The sequence below is a fragment of the Caballeronia hypogeia genome (genome assembly GCF_001544875.2).
GTDB lineage: Bacteria > Pseudomonadota > Gammaproteobacteria > Burkholderiales > Burkholderiaceae > Caballeronia > Caballeronia hypogeia.
The window spans coordinates 1-16,341 of record NZ_FCOA02000029.1 but is presented as its reverse complement, the minus strand read 5'-3'; the positions used below and the strand labels follow the sequence as shown (position 1 = coordinate 16,341).

11 protein-coding genes are annotated in these 16,341 nt (G+C 62.2%); all 11 read right to left on the bottom strand.

The window, feature by feature from the left end:
* Window positions 1–2 precede the first annotated feature (2 nt).
* Window positions 3–1,553, bottom strand: coding sequence for a class I adenylate-forming enzyme family protein (locus AWB79_RS30020; protein ID WP_061171080.1), 1,551 nt, complete (start codon window positions 1,551–1,553; stop codon window positions 3–5).
* A gap of 69 nt (window positions 1,554–1,622) precedes the next feature.
* On the bottom strand, window positions 1,623–2,567 hold the full coding sequence (locus AWB79_RS30015) for an electron transfer flavoprotein subunit alpha/FixB family protein (RefSeq protein WP_061171079.1): 945 nt from the start codon (window positions 2,565–2,567) through the stop codon (window positions 1,623–1,625).
* 13 nt (window positions 2,568–2,580) lie between these two features.
* Window positions 2,581–3,330: an electron transfer flavoprotein subunit beta/FixA family protein gene (locus AWB79_RS30010; RefSeq protein WP_061171131.1), complete on the bottom strand. Its 750-nt coding sequence runs from the start codon at window positions 3,328–3,330 to the stop codon at window positions 2,581–2,583.
* 368 nt (window positions 3,331–3,698) lie between these two features.
* A complete protein-coding gene (locus AWB79_RS30005; protein WP_061171078.1) occupies window positions 3,699–6,128 on the bottom strand; it encodes an efflux RND transporter permease subunit in 2,430 nt (809 codons plus the stop codon).
* Between the two features lie 31 nt (window positions 6,129–6,159).
* On the bottom strand, window positions 6,160–7,299 hold the full coding sequence (locus AWB79_RS30000; protein WP_082862505.1) for a WD40/YVTN/BNR-like repeat-containing protein: 1,140 nt from the start codon (window positions 7,297–7,299) through the stop codon (window positions 6,160–6,162).
* Between the two features lie 100 nt (window positions 7,300–7,399).
* A complete protein-coding gene (locus AWB79_RS29995) occupies window positions 7,400–8,773 on the bottom strand; it encodes a DUF1329 domain-containing protein (protein ID WP_063963576.1) in 1,374 nt (457 codons plus the stop codon).
* A gap of 28 nt (window positions 8,774–8,801) precedes the next feature.
* On the bottom strand, window positions 8,802–10,514 hold the full coding sequence (locus tag AWB79_RS29990) for a DUF1302 domain-containing protein (RefSeq protein ID WP_157695877.1): 1,713 nt from the start codon (window positions 10,512–10,514) through the stop codon (window positions 8,802–8,804).
* A 1,090-nt stretch (window positions 10,515–11,604) separates the two neighbouring features.
* Window positions 11,605–12,720, bottom strand: a complete 1,116-nt coding sequence (locus AWB79_RS29985) for a porin (RefSeq protein WP_061171074.1) — start codon at window positions 12,718–12,720, stop codon at window positions 11,605–11,607.
* A 261-nt stretch (window positions 12,721–12,981) separates the two neighbouring features.
* On the bottom strand, window positions 12,982–14,418 hold the full coding sequence (locus AWB79_RS29980; RefSeq protein ID WP_082862504.1) for a DUF1214 domain-containing protein: 1,437 nt from the start codon (window positions 14,416–14,418) through the stop codon (window positions 12,982–12,984).
* Between the two features lie 217 nt (window positions 14,419–14,635).
* A complete protein-coding gene (locus tag AWB79_RS29975; protein WP_061171072.1) occupies window positions 14,636–15,790 on the bottom strand; it encodes an acyl-CoA dehydrogenase family protein in 1,155 nt (384 codons plus the stop codon).
* A gap of 34 nt (window positions 15,791–15,824) precedes the next feature.
* Entirely contained in the window at window positions 15,825–16,262 is a 438-nt protein-coding gene (locus tag AWB79_RS29970) for a MaoC family dehydratase (protein WP_061171071.1), read from the bottom strand.
* Window positions 16,263–16,341 lie beyond the last annotated feature (79 nt).

Sequence of the window (16,341 nt, the reverse complement as noted above, 5' to 3'; positions counted from 1 at the left end):
AGTCAAACCGCGCGCCATTGGCCTTCCCAGAAGCGGGCACGAATGTCGCGTTTCAGAACCTTGCCTACCGCACTACGCGGCAGATCGGGCCAGAATTCAACCGACTTGGGCGTCTTCAGGCTACCCAGGGCGGTCTTGCACATCACAATCACTTCGTCCGCCGACAGCGTCTTGCCGGCCTTGAGCTGCACCACGGCCTTGGCGGCCTCGCCCCATTTCTCGTCGGGCACACCCACCACCGCGCAATCGAGCACCGCGGGATGACTGTTGATGACCGCCTCGATCTCACTCGGAAACAGGTTGAAGCCACCACTGACGATCATATCCCGGGTGCGATCGAGAACGGTGATGAAGCCTCGTTCATCGCGCACGCCTACGTCAGTGGTGTGATGCCACCCGAACGCCGACACTTCCGCAGTCTGCCCGGGGTTCTTGTAGTAGCCCTTCATGACGCTGGTCGATTTCACGACGATCTCGCCCTTCACGCCAGGCCCCGCGAGATTGCCCGACTCGTCCATGATCTCAACCCATCCGAACGGGCCAGGCTGCCCCGCCGACCGAAGTACGCCTTCATCGAGCGAGCCGTCCGGTCTCAGATAATCGGCTGGCTTCTTGATGAGGCAGCAGAGGCACTCGCTTTGCGCGAACACCTCGTAGATCACTGGACCGAGGCGCCGGATTGCCTCACGCATTTTCTCGGGCGCGATGGGCGCGCCGCCAACCAGGACCGCACGCAGCGACGACAGATCGGCGCTGGCCGTGCGCGAATCGCCAATCAAGGTATAGATGACGGTCGGCGGTACAAACAGGTGCGTAATCCGGTCGCGTTCGATCGCGGCGAGCACAGCCTCGACGTCGAACGCGGGCAGCACGACTGTCATGCCGCCGCGCGCCGCGCTGGCGAACGTCAGATAGCTGGCCGCGTGGGTCAGGGGCGCCACCGCGAGCACGCGTGTCTCGCTGTCCATGCCCAGATTGACGAACGTGGAGACGATCCCCATCTCCACTGACCTGTTCGTGTGGACGGCTGCCTTCGACGGTCCGGTGGTACCGCCGGTGGGCTGCAGCAGGACAGTGCGGTCCGGTTCTTCGGGGCCGGCGCAGAACGGAGTGCCGTGCGACGCGGTCCAGTCCGCCAGATAGCGTCCGTCAGCCGAGGGCGCGTCGATGCTGATGAAACGGCAAGTCGGCGCAAGGCCGCTCCTGAGTTGCGGGACGAGCCGCTCGTAGGCGCTGTGGAAGAAGACGAGCTGCACATCCGCGTATTCCAGTACCTGGATGTTCGTTTCCACCGAATTGCGCGTGTGAACCGCTACCCACGCCATGTCGGCGCGGTTGATAGCGATCTGGAGCAGACTGACGCGGTAGTCGTTGGGCGCGTAGATCGCGACATGCGCCCCCGCCGCCAGCGACGGCTCGGCGGCGAGAGCATGCGCCACGGCATGGACGAAACGCTGGGCATCGGCGAAATCGATGCGCACGGCCCCGTCGACGAAAGCGGTGCGGCTCGGAAAACGGGACGCGGCGGCGTCGAAGTAGTCGGCAAGGCGCATGGGTCAGACGGCTCCTCAAGTTTGAGTCAATTGCTTTTCGGCGCGCGATTGCTCCTAAGAACTCGAAACCTATGTCCGGGCTTCGAGTTCGCTCACGAGTTCCGGGGCGACGGCAAACAGATCGCCGACGAGGCCATAGTCGGCCACACTGAAGATCGGCGCTTCTTCGTCCTTGTTGATCGCGACGATCACCTTCGAGTCCTTCATGCCGGCGAGGTGCTGGATCGCGCCCGAGATGCCAACCGCGACATACAGTTGCGGCGCGACGATCTTGCCGGTCTGGCCGACCTGATAGTCGTTCGGCACGAAGCCCGCGTCGACCGCCGCGCGCGATGCGCCCAACGCCGCACCCAGCTTGTCCGCCAAAGGCTCCAGCACCTTCGTATAGTTTTCGCCGCTTCCGAGGCCCCGGCCGCCCGACACGATGATCCTCGCGCTCGTCAGTTCCGGACGGTCCAGCTTCGTCACCGCGCGGCTCACGAATTGTGAGATGCCCGCATCCGCCGCTGCCGCGATCGTCTCGACCGTCGCGCAGCCGCCTTCTGCCGCGACCGGATCGAACCCTGTCGTGCGCACCGTGATGACTTTGATCGGGTCCTGAGATTGAACCGTCGCGATCACGTTGCCCGCGTAGATCGGACGCTCGAACGTATCCGGGCTGGCGACTGCGATGGTGTCGCTGATCTGTGCCACATCGAGCTTCGCGGCAATGCGCGGCGCGATGTTCTTGCCGTAGGCGGTGGCCGGCGCGAGGATGTGCGTGTAGTTCTTCGCGATGTTCAGCACCGTTGCTTCGACGTTTTCAGAAAGCCCGTCGGCCAGTTGCGGCGCGTCGGCGAGCAGCACCTTGGCGACACCCGCGATCTTCGCTGCCGCATCGGCTGCGGCCTCCGCATTGTGGCCCGCCACCAGCACGTGAATATCACCGCCGACCTTCTGTGCCGCTGCGATCGTGTTCAGCGTCGCGGCCTTGATCGACGCGTTGTCGTGTTCTGCAATTACCAGGTTCGTCATTTCTTGGTTCTCCTCACAGCACCTTGGCTTCGGTCTTCAGCTTCTCGACCAGCGTCTTCACATCCGGCACCTTCACACCGGCGGAGCGCTTCGCCGGCTCGGCGACTTTCAGCGTCTTCAGACGCGGCGTGACATCGACGCCGAGGTCCTCGGGCTTGAGCGTTTCCAGCGGCTTTTTCTTGGCCTTCATGATGTTCGGCAGCGTCACGTAGCGCGGCTCATTGAGGCGCAGATCGGTCGTGACCACGGCCGGCAGCGTCAGCGACAGCGTTTCCGCACCACCATCCACTTCACGCGACACCGTCGCCTTGCCGTCGGCCACGACGACCTTCGATGCAAACGTCGCCTGCGGCAGATTCGCAAGCCCGGCGAGCATCTGGCCGGTCTGGTTGGAGTCGTCGTCGATGGCCTGCTTGCCGAGGATCACCAGCTGTGGCTGTTCCTTGTCGACCAGCGCCTTGAGCAGCTTCGCAACCGCCAGCGGCTGCAGATCTTCGTTCGATTCGATCAGGATTCCGCGATCCGCGCCGATGGCGAGCGCGGTGCGCAGCGTTTCCTGCGACTGGGTCACACCCGCCGACACGGCGATCACTTCGGTCGCGACGCCCGCTTCCTTCAGACGAACGGCCTCTTCAATCGCGATTTCGTCGAACGGATTCATCGACATCTTCACGTTGGCGATGTCGACGCACGTACCGTCCGACTTCACACCGACCTTTACGTTGGCGTCCACTACCCGCTTCACTGCTACCAGTATTTTCACCACTCCCTCCTGTTGCTGCGCGTCGTCGGCGCATGCCGTGATCGATATCGGTCGTCATGGCTCCTCGCATTCGCGAATGAACGCCGGCTTGCTCTGGCGACCGCGCACCAGCGCGGCACCGCACAAACCAGACAACCTGTTTGGAATGACTCGAAGGATAGGCGGAACTGCCACGGGGTGCCCCTATCTTATGTAGAGGGCCAGGGAGGGTCTCCCTCACCTCCCCGCGCGCGAAGCCGCGACGACTGACTTCCCTGCGCAGATACCAGTGGCACCTCGCCGCCGCTCAGCATGTGCGTCTACCGGCGACTGAACGGAGCTGACGAGCGCAACGACCAGCGAGGCCAAGCGCGAAAACGCCGACAAGGTCAGCCTCGGCACGGCGATTTCTTAGCCAGATCATCCAGGGCACTGCTCACTGGCTTGCGCGTACCGCCTTGCAGCAAAAAGTGAGACAACGCGGGAATCAACACCAGCGCACCTATCATGTTCCAGACGAACATGAACGTCAGCAATACCCCCATGTCGGCCTGAAACTTGATCGGCGACCATGCCCAGGTGACGACCGATATCGCCAGCGTCACGCCGATCAGCGCGATCACCTTGCCGGTAAAACCGACTGCCTCGCGATATGCGGTCTCGAGCGATGCGCCCTGGCGCTGCAGCGTCAACTGAACGCTGAGCAGATACAGCGCATAGTCGACGCCGATGCCCACGCCCAGTGCCGTAACCGGGAGCGTAGCGACCTTCACCCCAATGCCCAGTATCACCATCAGCGCCTCGCAGAGAATCGACGTGACCACGAGCGGCACCACCGCAGCGACCACGGCACGCCAGTTCCTGAACGTAACGAAGCACAGTGCGATCACAGCGGCATAGACGAGCAGCAGCATCGTGCGATTGGCCTGCTCGACCGCCATGTTCGTCGCTGCCTCGATGCCCGCGCTGCCGGCGGCCGGCAGAAATTGACGATCCCGTGTGTTGTGCTGCGCGCCGAATGCCTCAACTACCTTGACGACCCGCTCAAGCGTCTTTGCCTTGTGATCGGCGAGGAACGCCACCACGGGTGCGACCGAGCGCGCGCCGTTGACGAGCTCCGGGTTCGCCACATAGGCGTCGTTGACCGCCTGCGACGAAATGGCCGGATCGCGTGCGATAGTCATCCAGCGCGGATCGCCTTCGAAATCCGCCGCGGTGATGCGCCGGCTCACAGCGCTGACCGAGGCCGTGGTCTGGACGCCCTCGATGCCGCGCAAATCCTGCTCGAGCTCGTCGATCTCCATCAGCGTCTTATAGTCGGCGATGCCGCCCGGAGGCGTCGTGACGATCACCGCGAACTGGTCCGTCGATAGCCGGTAGTGACTCGTCACGTACGCGTTGTCGCGGTTATAGCGCGAGTTCGGACGCAGCTCCGGCGCGCCGGGATCAAGGTCGCCAATCTTCAGGTATTGGCCGACCACCAGGCCCCCAACGCACAGAATCCCCGCCAGCAGCACGGCCACGCTGGCGGGTCCGCGCCGCGTAAAAGGAACCAGCAATGCCCCGAGCAGATGGTGCTTTTCGGCGCGCAGGCTGCGCGCCGCAGCGGCCGCGCTGACCCCGGTGTACGACAGCAGCACGGGCAGAAACACCAGGTTCGTGAAGATCAGCACCGCCACGCCGACGCTCGCGGCCACCGCCAGTCCACGAATCACCGGGATGTCGATCAGCATGAGGACGGCGAAGCCGACCGCGTCCGCGAGCAGCGCTGTCAGCCCAGCGAGGAACAGACGCCGGAACGTGTAGCGCGCGGCGACGTATCGGTGGGTGCCGCGGCCGATATCCTGGGTGATGCCGTTCATCTTCTGCGCACCATGCGACACACCGATCGCGAAGATCAGGAACGGCACCAGGATCGAATACGGATCGAGATCGATACGCAACAGATGGACGATCCCGAGCTGCCACACGACCGCGGCCAGCGAGCAGCTGATCACCAGCGCGGTGCTGCGCACGCAACGGGTATAGCCGTAGATCACGGCCATCGCAATTGCGGCAGCAGCGGCGAAGTACACCGCCACCTGCAGGAGTCCGTGAATCAGGTCGCCGACCAGTTGCGCGAAGCCGATCACATGAATGTCGATGCCGTCGCGCGCGTAGTCGTGGCGGATCTTCTCGAGCGCGTCGTGCACTGCTCGCGCGTCGAATGGCTTGCCGGTATCCGCGTAGTGATCGAGCAGGGGCACGAAGATCGTGCTGGAATGCAGGTCGTCGGCAATGAGAGACCCCAGGATGCCCGCCCGCGCCACGTTCTGGCGCAACCGGTCGATGCTGGCGGCAGAGCCGTCATAGTCGTCCGGCATGACGGGACCGCCCTGAAAGCCGCTCTCCGTTACCTCGGTCCAACGAACGACGGGCATCCACAAGGACTTCACAAAGGCCCGGTCCACCCCCGGCTGCAAATAGATCTGGTCGTTGACCTTTCGCAGGACTTTGAGATATCGAGCGTCGTAGATCGTGCCGTTGCGATTTTCCACGACTACGCGTACCGAGTTGCCCAGGGACCGCAATGAATCGACATTCGCGAGGTAATTGCGAATGAACGCGCTCGACTGCGGCATCATTCGTTCGTAGCTCGCGCTGACGTTCGACTGCGTCGCCTGAAAGCCGAGAAACAGTGTGACGAGCACGCACGCTACGACAATCCAGCGCCGATTGTTGAAGATCAGCCGTTCCAGCCAGCCCCCCGAGTTCGACTCGAAGTCCTCTTTTTTTTGCACGACCGGGTTCGGGTCGACGCGCTCCGAATTGGAGTTCATATCGATACTCTCTTTACGCAAACAGCAGTGGTTACCGGGTGGAAGCGAAAGTAGGGCCGACCAGCGACATGACTGCATACGCGCCGGCTTTCAGAGGGAGAACTGCCGTCAGCACCGACGCTTGCCCCGTCTGCATTGGCGTGAACGAGCTGTCATGCTCGTCGTACAGCGCGGCTTCCCCCGCTGCGGAGACGAACACGAGCTGCTCACGCGAAGCGATGGGCGCCCCTCCCGTCACCGCACCGCGCAGCGGGCTAGGCAATCTTGACCAGCTCATGCCATGGTCCGCGCTTCGATAGATCGTGCCGCGCAGACCGAAGGCAAACAACGCGCGATCGTTACCGGTCATGCCGAAGAAGCTGCCCGCATAGCCGGTATTGACCGCAACGAATCGGCCGCTTGCGGAATCCAGGCGGAACACCGTCCCCTTCTCCGCAGCCACGTAGACCTGGTCGCCTTGCCCGAAGACAGTGTTCAGATGCAGGAACTGCGGATTGTCGAAACGATCGAGTATCGGCCGCCACGTCTTGCCGCCATCCTCGGTTGCGATCGCCATGCCGAAGGGTCCGACCGCGATCCCATACTGAACGTCGCGAAACCAAACGCTGAGGAGCGGCAGCGACGGACCCTGCCGGTAGTTCAGCATCAACTGGTCGAGAAAAGGCCGCAACGTGGAATCGCCGCCCGCAATTTGGGCCTTGTAATACGAGACGAGCGTCGTCGCTGCCACCCGGCCGTCCAACTGGCGCCGCCACGACCGGCCACCGTCGACGGTGTGCAGCACCACACCGTCATGACCGACCGCCCAACCGTCTCGCGCCGTCGGGAAGCTGAGCGCGAGCAGGTCGCTGCGTACCGGCACGTCGACCTGCTGCCAGGTCTTGCCTTCATCATCGGAGATGATGATCAGTCCACGCATGCCCACCGCGACGATGCGTGTACCCGCGCGCGCGGCGGCCATCACGGGCCGCCCGGTCGCTCGCCGGTGCATGAACGCGGGTGCGTCGAGCGGGTCGACGAATGGATCTTTCGGCGCGATAGCGGCCCCCGATTGAGACGCCGAACTGCTCCCCTGCTCCACTTGCGCGCCCGCTACCCAACTTGCCGTCAGTAACGAGATTCCCAAGAGGCCTACGCGCATCGTTCGCGCAACGTATTTGTGATGAAGCATGCTGTACCTCGATCCGGCCAATGCAAAATGAACCAGGCCGGCCCCGCACCGGCGGCTTGCCGGGAGGACCGTGGTTTTTTCCTGAGCTAAGGGTTACGCGTCAACGCAAGCCCGTCCCCGACATGCCCGCGGGCGTGAACAGATTCGGGTGGCTCAGGTGGTCGGAAACCCGCAACAAGGGTGCGCCGTTCGCGCCATTGGTGAAGGTGAGGAAGTAGTTCCCTTTCTGCAGATCGTAGAAGCCGTAGCACAGCGCGAAAACACCGCCGCCATCGTAAAGCGGGAATTGGTAGTCGATCCCCACGCGCCACAGCTTTCCGTCGTGGCCGTAGCCGTCGGCCTCGACGAAGGTCCAGCTGTCTTCGTCGATGTAGAAGACCCGCTTCGCGTACGCATGTCGCGCGTCAGCCTTCAGCGTGGCCTCGACGACCCACACGCGGTGGCGCTCCCAGCGCACCGCATCCGGTTTCAGGTGTTTGGGGCCGAAAACGTCGTCCACCGGGAGTTGAGAGAGGCGATAGTTGTTAGCAGGAACGATCATCTCCTTCTTGCCAATCAGCTTGAAGTCGAAGCGGTCCATCCTGCCCGTGAATACGTTGCCTTCGTCCCAGAAGAGCACGCCGCCGTAACTGGAGGACGGTGTGTCGTATTTGTAGTCTGGCGCCATGCGGGTACGGCGTTGTGAAGGAAAGTAAGCCCAGCTCACCTGGTCGGTGTCGGAATAGTTGCTCGAGTAATCGACAAGCACGGTGGTGCCAGCCGTCGTCGGTGGCGTCTCGGCCTGTATCCATGCGCGCAGGTACGGTCCCGAGAAATTACCGGCGGCGTTCTTCTGATCGAAGTAAGGCCGGTATTCAGTAATGTTCAGAACGGGCAGTTCCGTACGGCCGCCGGACGAATCGATGAGTTGGCCGCCCATATTGACGACCGAGAATTCCGTGGGCCGATAACTGAGCATCGCATTCCACATGACCTCGTAGCCACTCTTCGGAATCGGAAATGGAACGCCGCCAAACGCACCGGCCACGCCGTCACCTTCCACCTTGCCGACGAGATGCGCGCTCGTTGCGTTTTTCACCGTGTTATCGAGCACCCATTGCGGATATGACGCCGAGCGATGCGTCGGATAGACCTCCAGACGCATGTCGGGAAAACGCTTGAGGAGCGCATCCGCGCCAGGTGTCAGTTGGTCCGCGTATTGGCCCATGTTCGCCGGAGTCACGCTGAAGAGCGCCTTTTCGGCGCTGTACGGATCGGGCCACTTGCCGCTGTTCGCCGTATAATCCGCGGGCGGTTTGGACAGGCCGCCGGTGTACTCCGGAATCGCGCCGTCGGCGCTACCCGCTTTTTCGGATCCGAACCGGGTGAGCGTGGTACCGAGCTGCCGAGCCTCGTCTGCGGACACGGCGGCGGCCGCACCCGCGGCATGCAGGGTCACGAGGCCTGCCGCGGCTACTTGAAGTAGAACTTTCATATGCTTGTCTCCTGAACTTTGTTACGCCTCAGAACGAGGATTGGAGGGCGAGCGACACCCAAGGCCGGTCGTTGAGATCGATCAGGCCGTTGCCCGTGTTGTTGTACGGCAGGCCAGACGGCGTCACGGAAGTCGTGTTCACGTGAGCGTGATAGCCGATATACGAGAGCGTGATGGTCGTCTTCTGGCGAATCAGTGCCTGCAGGCCGATCGAATACTGGAAGAAGCCCTGCGCGCCTCCGGCGGAACCTGGATTGATCGGGTTGTTACCCCACACGCCGCCCGTGACGGTCGTCGGCATGCTCAGATCGACGCCCGGAAACACCTGCAGCCACTGCGGCTGGAATACGATGCCGGCACCGACGTAGTCCTTGGTGGAGCAGCCATTCCATTTGTTGTTGCTCGGACAGGCCGAGTAGCCCACGCCGTTGAAGAGCTGCGCGTTCTGCGTAACGGACAGCAGATGGGTATAGCCGATTTCTGCCGTCAGGGTTCCTGTCTGCCACAGCGGCGATTTCGAAAGTGGCACGATCGCGTTCGTCACGATGTTGAAGACATTGCCCTTTGCACCTTCGGTCTGGTTTGCAATAGCGGGGCTCAGCGCCGTGGCGAGCGCAGTGTTGTGACGATACGAGGCTTCGAAGCCGACACTGACGCTGCCCAGCGTCGTGTCGAGGCTGTAGCCGATCAGTTGGACGCCACGGTTGTAAGAGAGGTGGTAGTCGGTCGGCACCCCACCCTTCCAGTTCGTGAGAATCCACGGCGCCACTTCATCCAGACGGCGGAAATAGAAACCCATCGCGCCTTCCATGAAGGTCGGCGTCCAGCTGACTTTCAGCCCGAAGTTGTTGTCGATCTGAGAGGGCTTGATGGACTCCCCTTGCGGAACGAGCACCGCGGCCTTTGCAGTGGGAATGACGAGATACGACGGCCCCTGGGCCGCGGCGTCGTTCGCTTCAAGATAGGTCCCGCCGGTCGGAAGCCGGCTGTATGTCCAGCCCAGTGCGTACTGACCCGACACGGCCACCTGGGGGGTAACCTGCGCCGTCATGCTGACCTGCGGACGTGGCAGCAAGAGTTCCTTCGTCGTCGTGCCGGGTGAGTTCAACGCCTTGATCCCGTCTGTCGCGCCCTGCGCAAACGAAATGCCCTGACTCGGCGAAAGCAGCGAATTGCCCCAGTATTCGGTAAATTGACCGGCTTTCAGATAGATCGCCCGGTCTGCCACCTGGGTGTTATAGAACGCAAATCCATCGAGCAGTTGGGCACCCTGCACGTAGTAGCGGTTCGTGAACGAGCTATAGGTGGCGTTCGGATAAGACGCCAACGAACGATACGTGATGCCTGGCGCAAAGACACCCGGATTCGTGGCGTCGCCGCTGCCATACGCGAAATCTTTCCAAGCAGAGCCGGACAGGCGAAAGCCCACGTAGCCCTGATAAGCGGCAGTCAGCTCCGACAGAATCGAGAGCCGGTTCGTGATGATGTCGCCCGCGTGATTGAATTTGTAGTCGCCGTCGTCGAAGTTCGGGTTATTGCCGATCATCGGATCGATACCGTTCGCGCGCATGCCCAGGTTGTAGCTGACGGTGTTGTCCCAATTAACGTCCCAGTCCGTCGAACCGGTATCGATCTTGAAGGCGTAGGCCTGGAGCGGCATCATGGCCGCAAGCAGGCCGGCCAGCACGGTGAGGCGTGGCATGTTCGCAGGCCCAACGGCCTTCTGTTTGTTGCGCAACATCTCCTTGTCTCCTTTGTCTTTTATTGGCAGCGCGCTCGCGAAGGGAAATGCCACGCCTACGCTGTTCCCCTCATTCGTACCGCTCGTGTTGAATCGACCGTGCCCGCCTCCGGGACGACAACTGGTGTGATGACGATGAAAAGATCCTGTCGCGCATCCCGAACCCACTGCTCAGTCAAGCGCAAGTTAGCATCGCGATCGCGTGCTCTTCCCCTGTAGAAAGGGGGGGGTGGGGAGGGGAAACGGCCATCGACGCTGTCGAAATCTGCGTTGAGACGAATGGGCGCGCCGCCTGGGAAGGCTCTTGCGTTCAGTGGCACCTTGCCCCGGGACTATCCGGTATATGCGCCTTCACAAAACGGCGATTGCATCCCGGCCGGGGTCGCATTCGCGAACGTCAGCGCACCAGCTGATTGATGGATCGAAATAAGGTTCAACTGCTACGCGAGTGGCGGTCGTTGCGTGGCCGGCACTTGTCGCACGCTAGGTGACGCTGAATCTGATCGCCTCTGCTGACGGGGAGCGCGTCGGCAAAAGGTGCGCCCCACAGTCAATTGGTCTTCCACAGCCGACCGCCAGCTCGGTTTAGGCGCAGGCGCGCTCCATCGCGGTGACGAACCCATGTACCGCCTGGTTGGCGTCGTCGCGACAGGCAGACGTGCTCCAGTCGGCGATCTGTTCGAAATGTGCCTGTACGGCGTCTACTGACAACGCACCGGCAGGAATCACGACCGGCTCGGTTTCGACGCCACCCGGCCGTCAAATCGAATCGTCATGAATTGCCTCGGAGAACGAGATAATGAAAGCAATTGCATGGCGGCGGACCGACCACGCAACGCCGGTTATGTAATGGGAAGACTGAGCCGAACGCCGGTCAAGACTCCGGTTGGCCCGATAGCCACCTTAAGCCGTGCGCATGCGCGTGCGCGGCCTCCCCTCTATTTGTGGACGGACGGCCACCGGGGCTGGTGGGCAGCGGTTTCGCCTGCGCGTGGCAATGGCGCGCCTCAGCTACACCCGGTGGGCGTCTGAATCTGTCGACGAACCCATAGCTGCAGCAAGCCTGTGAAGGCGGCGAGAGCGCCTCGACTCAGAAGCGATGCGTGATGCCAAAGACCACCAGACGCTGAGAGCTGTCCGGTTCGGTTACCACCACGCCTGGCCAGCTCATCATCGAGCTGCCATGGTTCTTGATGTAACCGGCACGCGCGTAGACCGCAGTGCGCTTCGAAATGCTGTGGTCAGCGCCGATCTCGATGCCCACCGCACTGTCGTGCACACCACGCGCGTTGCGTTCGACTCCGGCGATTTCGAACGTATCGGCTAGGGTCGCCTGAATCGTCGCGCCGACCTCGGCGAAGCTGTACGAGTGCGCCGCGTCGAGTTGTGCGGCGAGCGAGCCTTTGGGCCCGTTGCTCGAGCGGTTATAGGTGTAGTTGGCCTGCAGATTCACGATGCCGATCCGGTAGCCAAGGCCGCCCGTGAAGCGTTCCGTGCCAAGCGTATTCAGCGCAGCAGGCAGCCCCGGCATGATCTCCGATCCGCCATGCTGATTCTGATACGCAAGACCCACGTACAATGCAGCTCCGCTGTAGGAAAGCGCGATATCAAACAGATTACCGACGGACTGCACGACAGGCTGCGTCGCAGTCGAACTGAAGGCGTACATCGTATAAAGCTTCAGCCCCCCTACGATGGGCGACTGGTACTCCATCGAGTTGCTGGTTCGCCCGGAGGTGACCTGCGTAGCGAGGGTATGGCGATCCACCGCCACCGCCGTGGCCGCGACAGGCGACAAAGCCTCCCCACCGCGGAACGGGTCGGTGTAATAGATGGCCCAGAAAGTCGGCTGGTACTGTCGTCCGAACGTCAGCGAACCATAGTCCGTGTGCGCCAACCCGACCCAGGCCTGACGATAGAACAGCGTCGAACTGTCGACGTAGAATCCGCCGTTGTTGATGGTGTAACCGCTCTCGAGGACAAACTTTGCTTTGAAACCGCCCCCCAGATCCTCCTCGCCTCGCATGCCGAAATTCGAACCGGTATTACCGCCGCTGCGCACGGAGAACGACTGCGTCGATCCGTTACCCAGAAATTGCACGAAACTGTCAGCCACACCATACAACGTCAATCCCGTTTGTGCCCAGGCGCCCTGTGCTGCCACGACCAATGCCGCGCCGCCGATACTCCGCCGGATGAAACACATACGAACTCCTTCAAACATCCCTCGTGTCTATCACGACGTCTCAACGACTCATAGAAGCGTTCCGTAGGAACATCGGAAAGCAACGGTCTTCATTAGGGCTATTGCACCGACGTCGCCAGTACCGACGTCTTCAAACGAACCTGACTCGCAAATTCTTGTGAGCGGAACAACATCAAGGGATAGGCTTCGGCGCGCAATCGTCTCGCGCGTGCTACGCAATGCAGTTGCTGGGAGTTGCCGCGGACGTGCGCAGAATCCGCCTCACTGCCGCACGACGTCCGGCAACCGCCACGACTTGTCGAGGATCGGCGCACCCGGTCCGTAGAGACGGAACCCGACGAACCATGGCTTTCCAGGAGCGGTATAGATCCAGTTGGCCGCCTTGCCCGCCGGCGGCTGCGGTCCGAAGTAAATATCGATCGATCCGTCCGCATTGCGCTGCAGTCCCTTGTCGTAGGAGTCCAGACCGACGCGCGGGGCTCGACGTATGAACCCGCACGTTTCGCTGTCGTAGACGTTGACCGCCCAGAACTCGCGCGCGGGTACCCGTGGCGGGACCCGCAAGCGGTACTGCCCAGAACCCTCGAACAATTCGCCCCGATCGTCGCGCCAGCCCGTCAGGTAGAACGTCGCTTTTCCGAGTTTCTGGGGCGGGGCGTAGGCGAAGTAGAAGACTGCCGCGCGCGCCCCAATGTCGAGGCGTTGTCCGTCGTCGAAGGTGAAGCCGGTTTTCACGCCCTGGATGACCTGCGAATTGATGCCCCAGCGCGAACCAGGCCACCACGGCACTTCGCCGGCCAGCAGCGCCTGACGGAAGCTCGCGTGTGCCAATTGCGCAGCAGCGCGCAATCGCGCGCGGGTCGCCGCGTCGGGAGTGAAGGCCCGGCCCGGCTCGATGCCGAGCGCACGCACGCTGGCGTACATGCGGGCGTCGCGCGGCAGCGCGGGCTCCTCGTTCACCATGCGCGCCAGCCGCACGAAGTAGGTATCGTCAAAGCGGACAATACCGTCGAACAGCTTGCCGTTCATATCGATGAATCGCTGCTGCGCGCCACCCGAGACATCTGAGAACGCCGTCACGCGCAGCTTGTGGATATACGCGTTGCCTGTATCGAGGTCGGCCCGCGACAACGTTTTCGAGGTCACCCGAATCAGCGCGTAACCATTGTTGGTCGTCGAGCGCAGCGGAATATAGCCCGGCGGAACCTCGCCCTTGAACCCGGGCGGCAACAATAGATAACGCCCGCCTTTTCCCTGGTCCTGGCCCGCGGGCCCGACATCCGTCAACGGTACCTGCCACGCGTCGATCAGACCGCCGAAGACCCCGATACCGTCCGCGGCTGGAAGATCCACGACGACCGGCCCGTCCTTCAGGTTGAAGTTGAAGTAGACGTAAAGCGACGAGGAATTCGGCGTGGTGGTCTGGTTGTTCCAGTCGGCTGGACGTGACCAATAAACGATGTCGTTGTAGCGTGCACCCGCATCGCGGAAGTACGCCTCGCGCATGGCATCGACGCTGACGATCGGCATGCCCCAGACGGCGGCATCGAACGCCCGGGTGCGCAACTCGTCTATCGCACCGGCGGGAACAACGGCAGTGGGTCCGGCCGGGGCAACCTGCGCTACGGCAGGTTGAACCTGCAGAGCGGCAACGGTGAGAAAGCAGCCAAGCCAACGGGCTTCAAAGATTGGAAACATGGATCTCTCGACAAATGAACCAGGGCAACCCGTGCCGTCGTCGGATCAGCTTGACGCGCGGCGCCTCACTGAATCCACGTGCCGGACCACCCACGTCTACGAAAACGCCCGGCGCTAGCCAGGCACCTCAGCACGAAGCCCTCTATCGGTATCGCACGGGTCGATACCTGCCCCGACTCGCGCGACATGACCGCACACGACCACATCGTTTGCGCGTTCAGCGGCCTGCGATCTCGCGCGAAATGATGACCTTCTGGATGTGGCTGGTGCCTTCGTAGATCTTGGTCACGCGTGCGTCGCGGTAGTAGCGCTCCACCGGGAAATCGGTCAGATAGCCATAGCCGCCATGGATCTGAATGGCGTCCGAGCAGACCTTTTCCGCGATTTCACTGGCGAACAGCTTGGCCATCGATGCTTCTTTCGCACAATGGACCCCGGCCGCCTGCAGGCGTGCCGCGTGCAACATGAACTGGTGAGCGATCTCGACCTGCGTGGCCATGTCAGCGAGGTCGAAAGCGACGCCTTGCAGCTTGACAATCGGGCCGCCATACGCTTCGCGCTCCTTTGCGTACTTCACTGCGGCTTCCAATGCGGCGCGGGCGACGCCGCAGGCGACGGCCGCAATGCCGATGCGGCCTTCGGACAACATGCCCATCACCCGCTTGTAGCCGGCACCTTCCTCGCCGATCAGATTTTCGACGGGCACGCGATGATTGTCGAGTTGGATCGCGGCGACGTGGGCAGACCGCTGGCCCAGCTTTTCCTCGACCCGGGTCACGTTGTAGCCGGGCGCACGCGGATCGACGATGAACAGGCTTGGGCCCTTCTTGCCGTCTGGCGTCTCGGTCACCGCCGCGATGGCAATGCCGACGCCCGCCTCATTGCCATTCGAGATGAACTGCTTGCTGCCGTTCAGCACATAGTGATCGCCTTCGCGGCGCGCGGTCGTACGGAAGGCCGCGGTGTCGGAGCCGGCCTGCGGCTCGGTCAGCAGCCCCGCCACGATGGTCTTGCCCGAGGCCATGTCCGGCAGGTACTTTCGCTTCTGCGCCTCGGTGCCGGCCTGGGCCACACAGCCTGCCAGACCGTTGTGGACGTGCATGATGGTGGCAAAGCCAGCGTCCGCGGCGGCAAACTCCTCGACGACGAGACAATATTCCGGAAAGGTCAAAGCCGAACCGCCGTACTCGGCGGGGACATGCATGCCGAGAAAGCCGAGTTCTGCCGCGGCCTTCAACTCGTTCGTCGGCCACGCGCATTTGCGGTCGCGCTCGGCGGCCGTTGAGGCGACGACTTCCTGCGCCACCTTGCGAGCTGCGTCGCGGATCATGATTTCCTGCTCGCTCAGGAGTACCGTAGATGTTTCGCTCATTGTCTTCCTCTCTTGAATCTCTTGATCGTTTCACTCAGTCGAACAGACGCAGGATCGACTCGGCGACGCAAACCGCCTTATCCGCGCCCTCCATTTCGACCGTCATTTCGAAGATGAGCTGGGTGCCCTTGTTGTCGAGAGACTCGAAACTGAGCAGCTTGAAATGGGCACGCAAACGGGCATTCACGACTACTGGCTTCAGAAAGCGGACTTTGTTCAAGCCATAGTTCACACCCAGCCTGAACTGACTGATCACGAAAGCGCTTTCCGAAAACACCGGCAGCAGGCTAAGGGTCAGGAAGCCGTGCGCGATCGGTGCGCCGAAAGGCCCCGACGCCGCGCGTGCGGGGTCCACGTGAATCCACTGATGGTCACCGGTCGCATCCGCAAACGTGTTGATGCGCTGCTGATCGATGACGGTCCAGTCGCTGGTGCCCACCACTTCGCCCAAGAGAGGTTGCAGTTGATCCACGGTGAACCGCCCCGACTTTGTCGGAGACCGCCGAGTTTGGCGCTACGCCGCGCGAGCGGAGAGCACCAGATTCCGATTG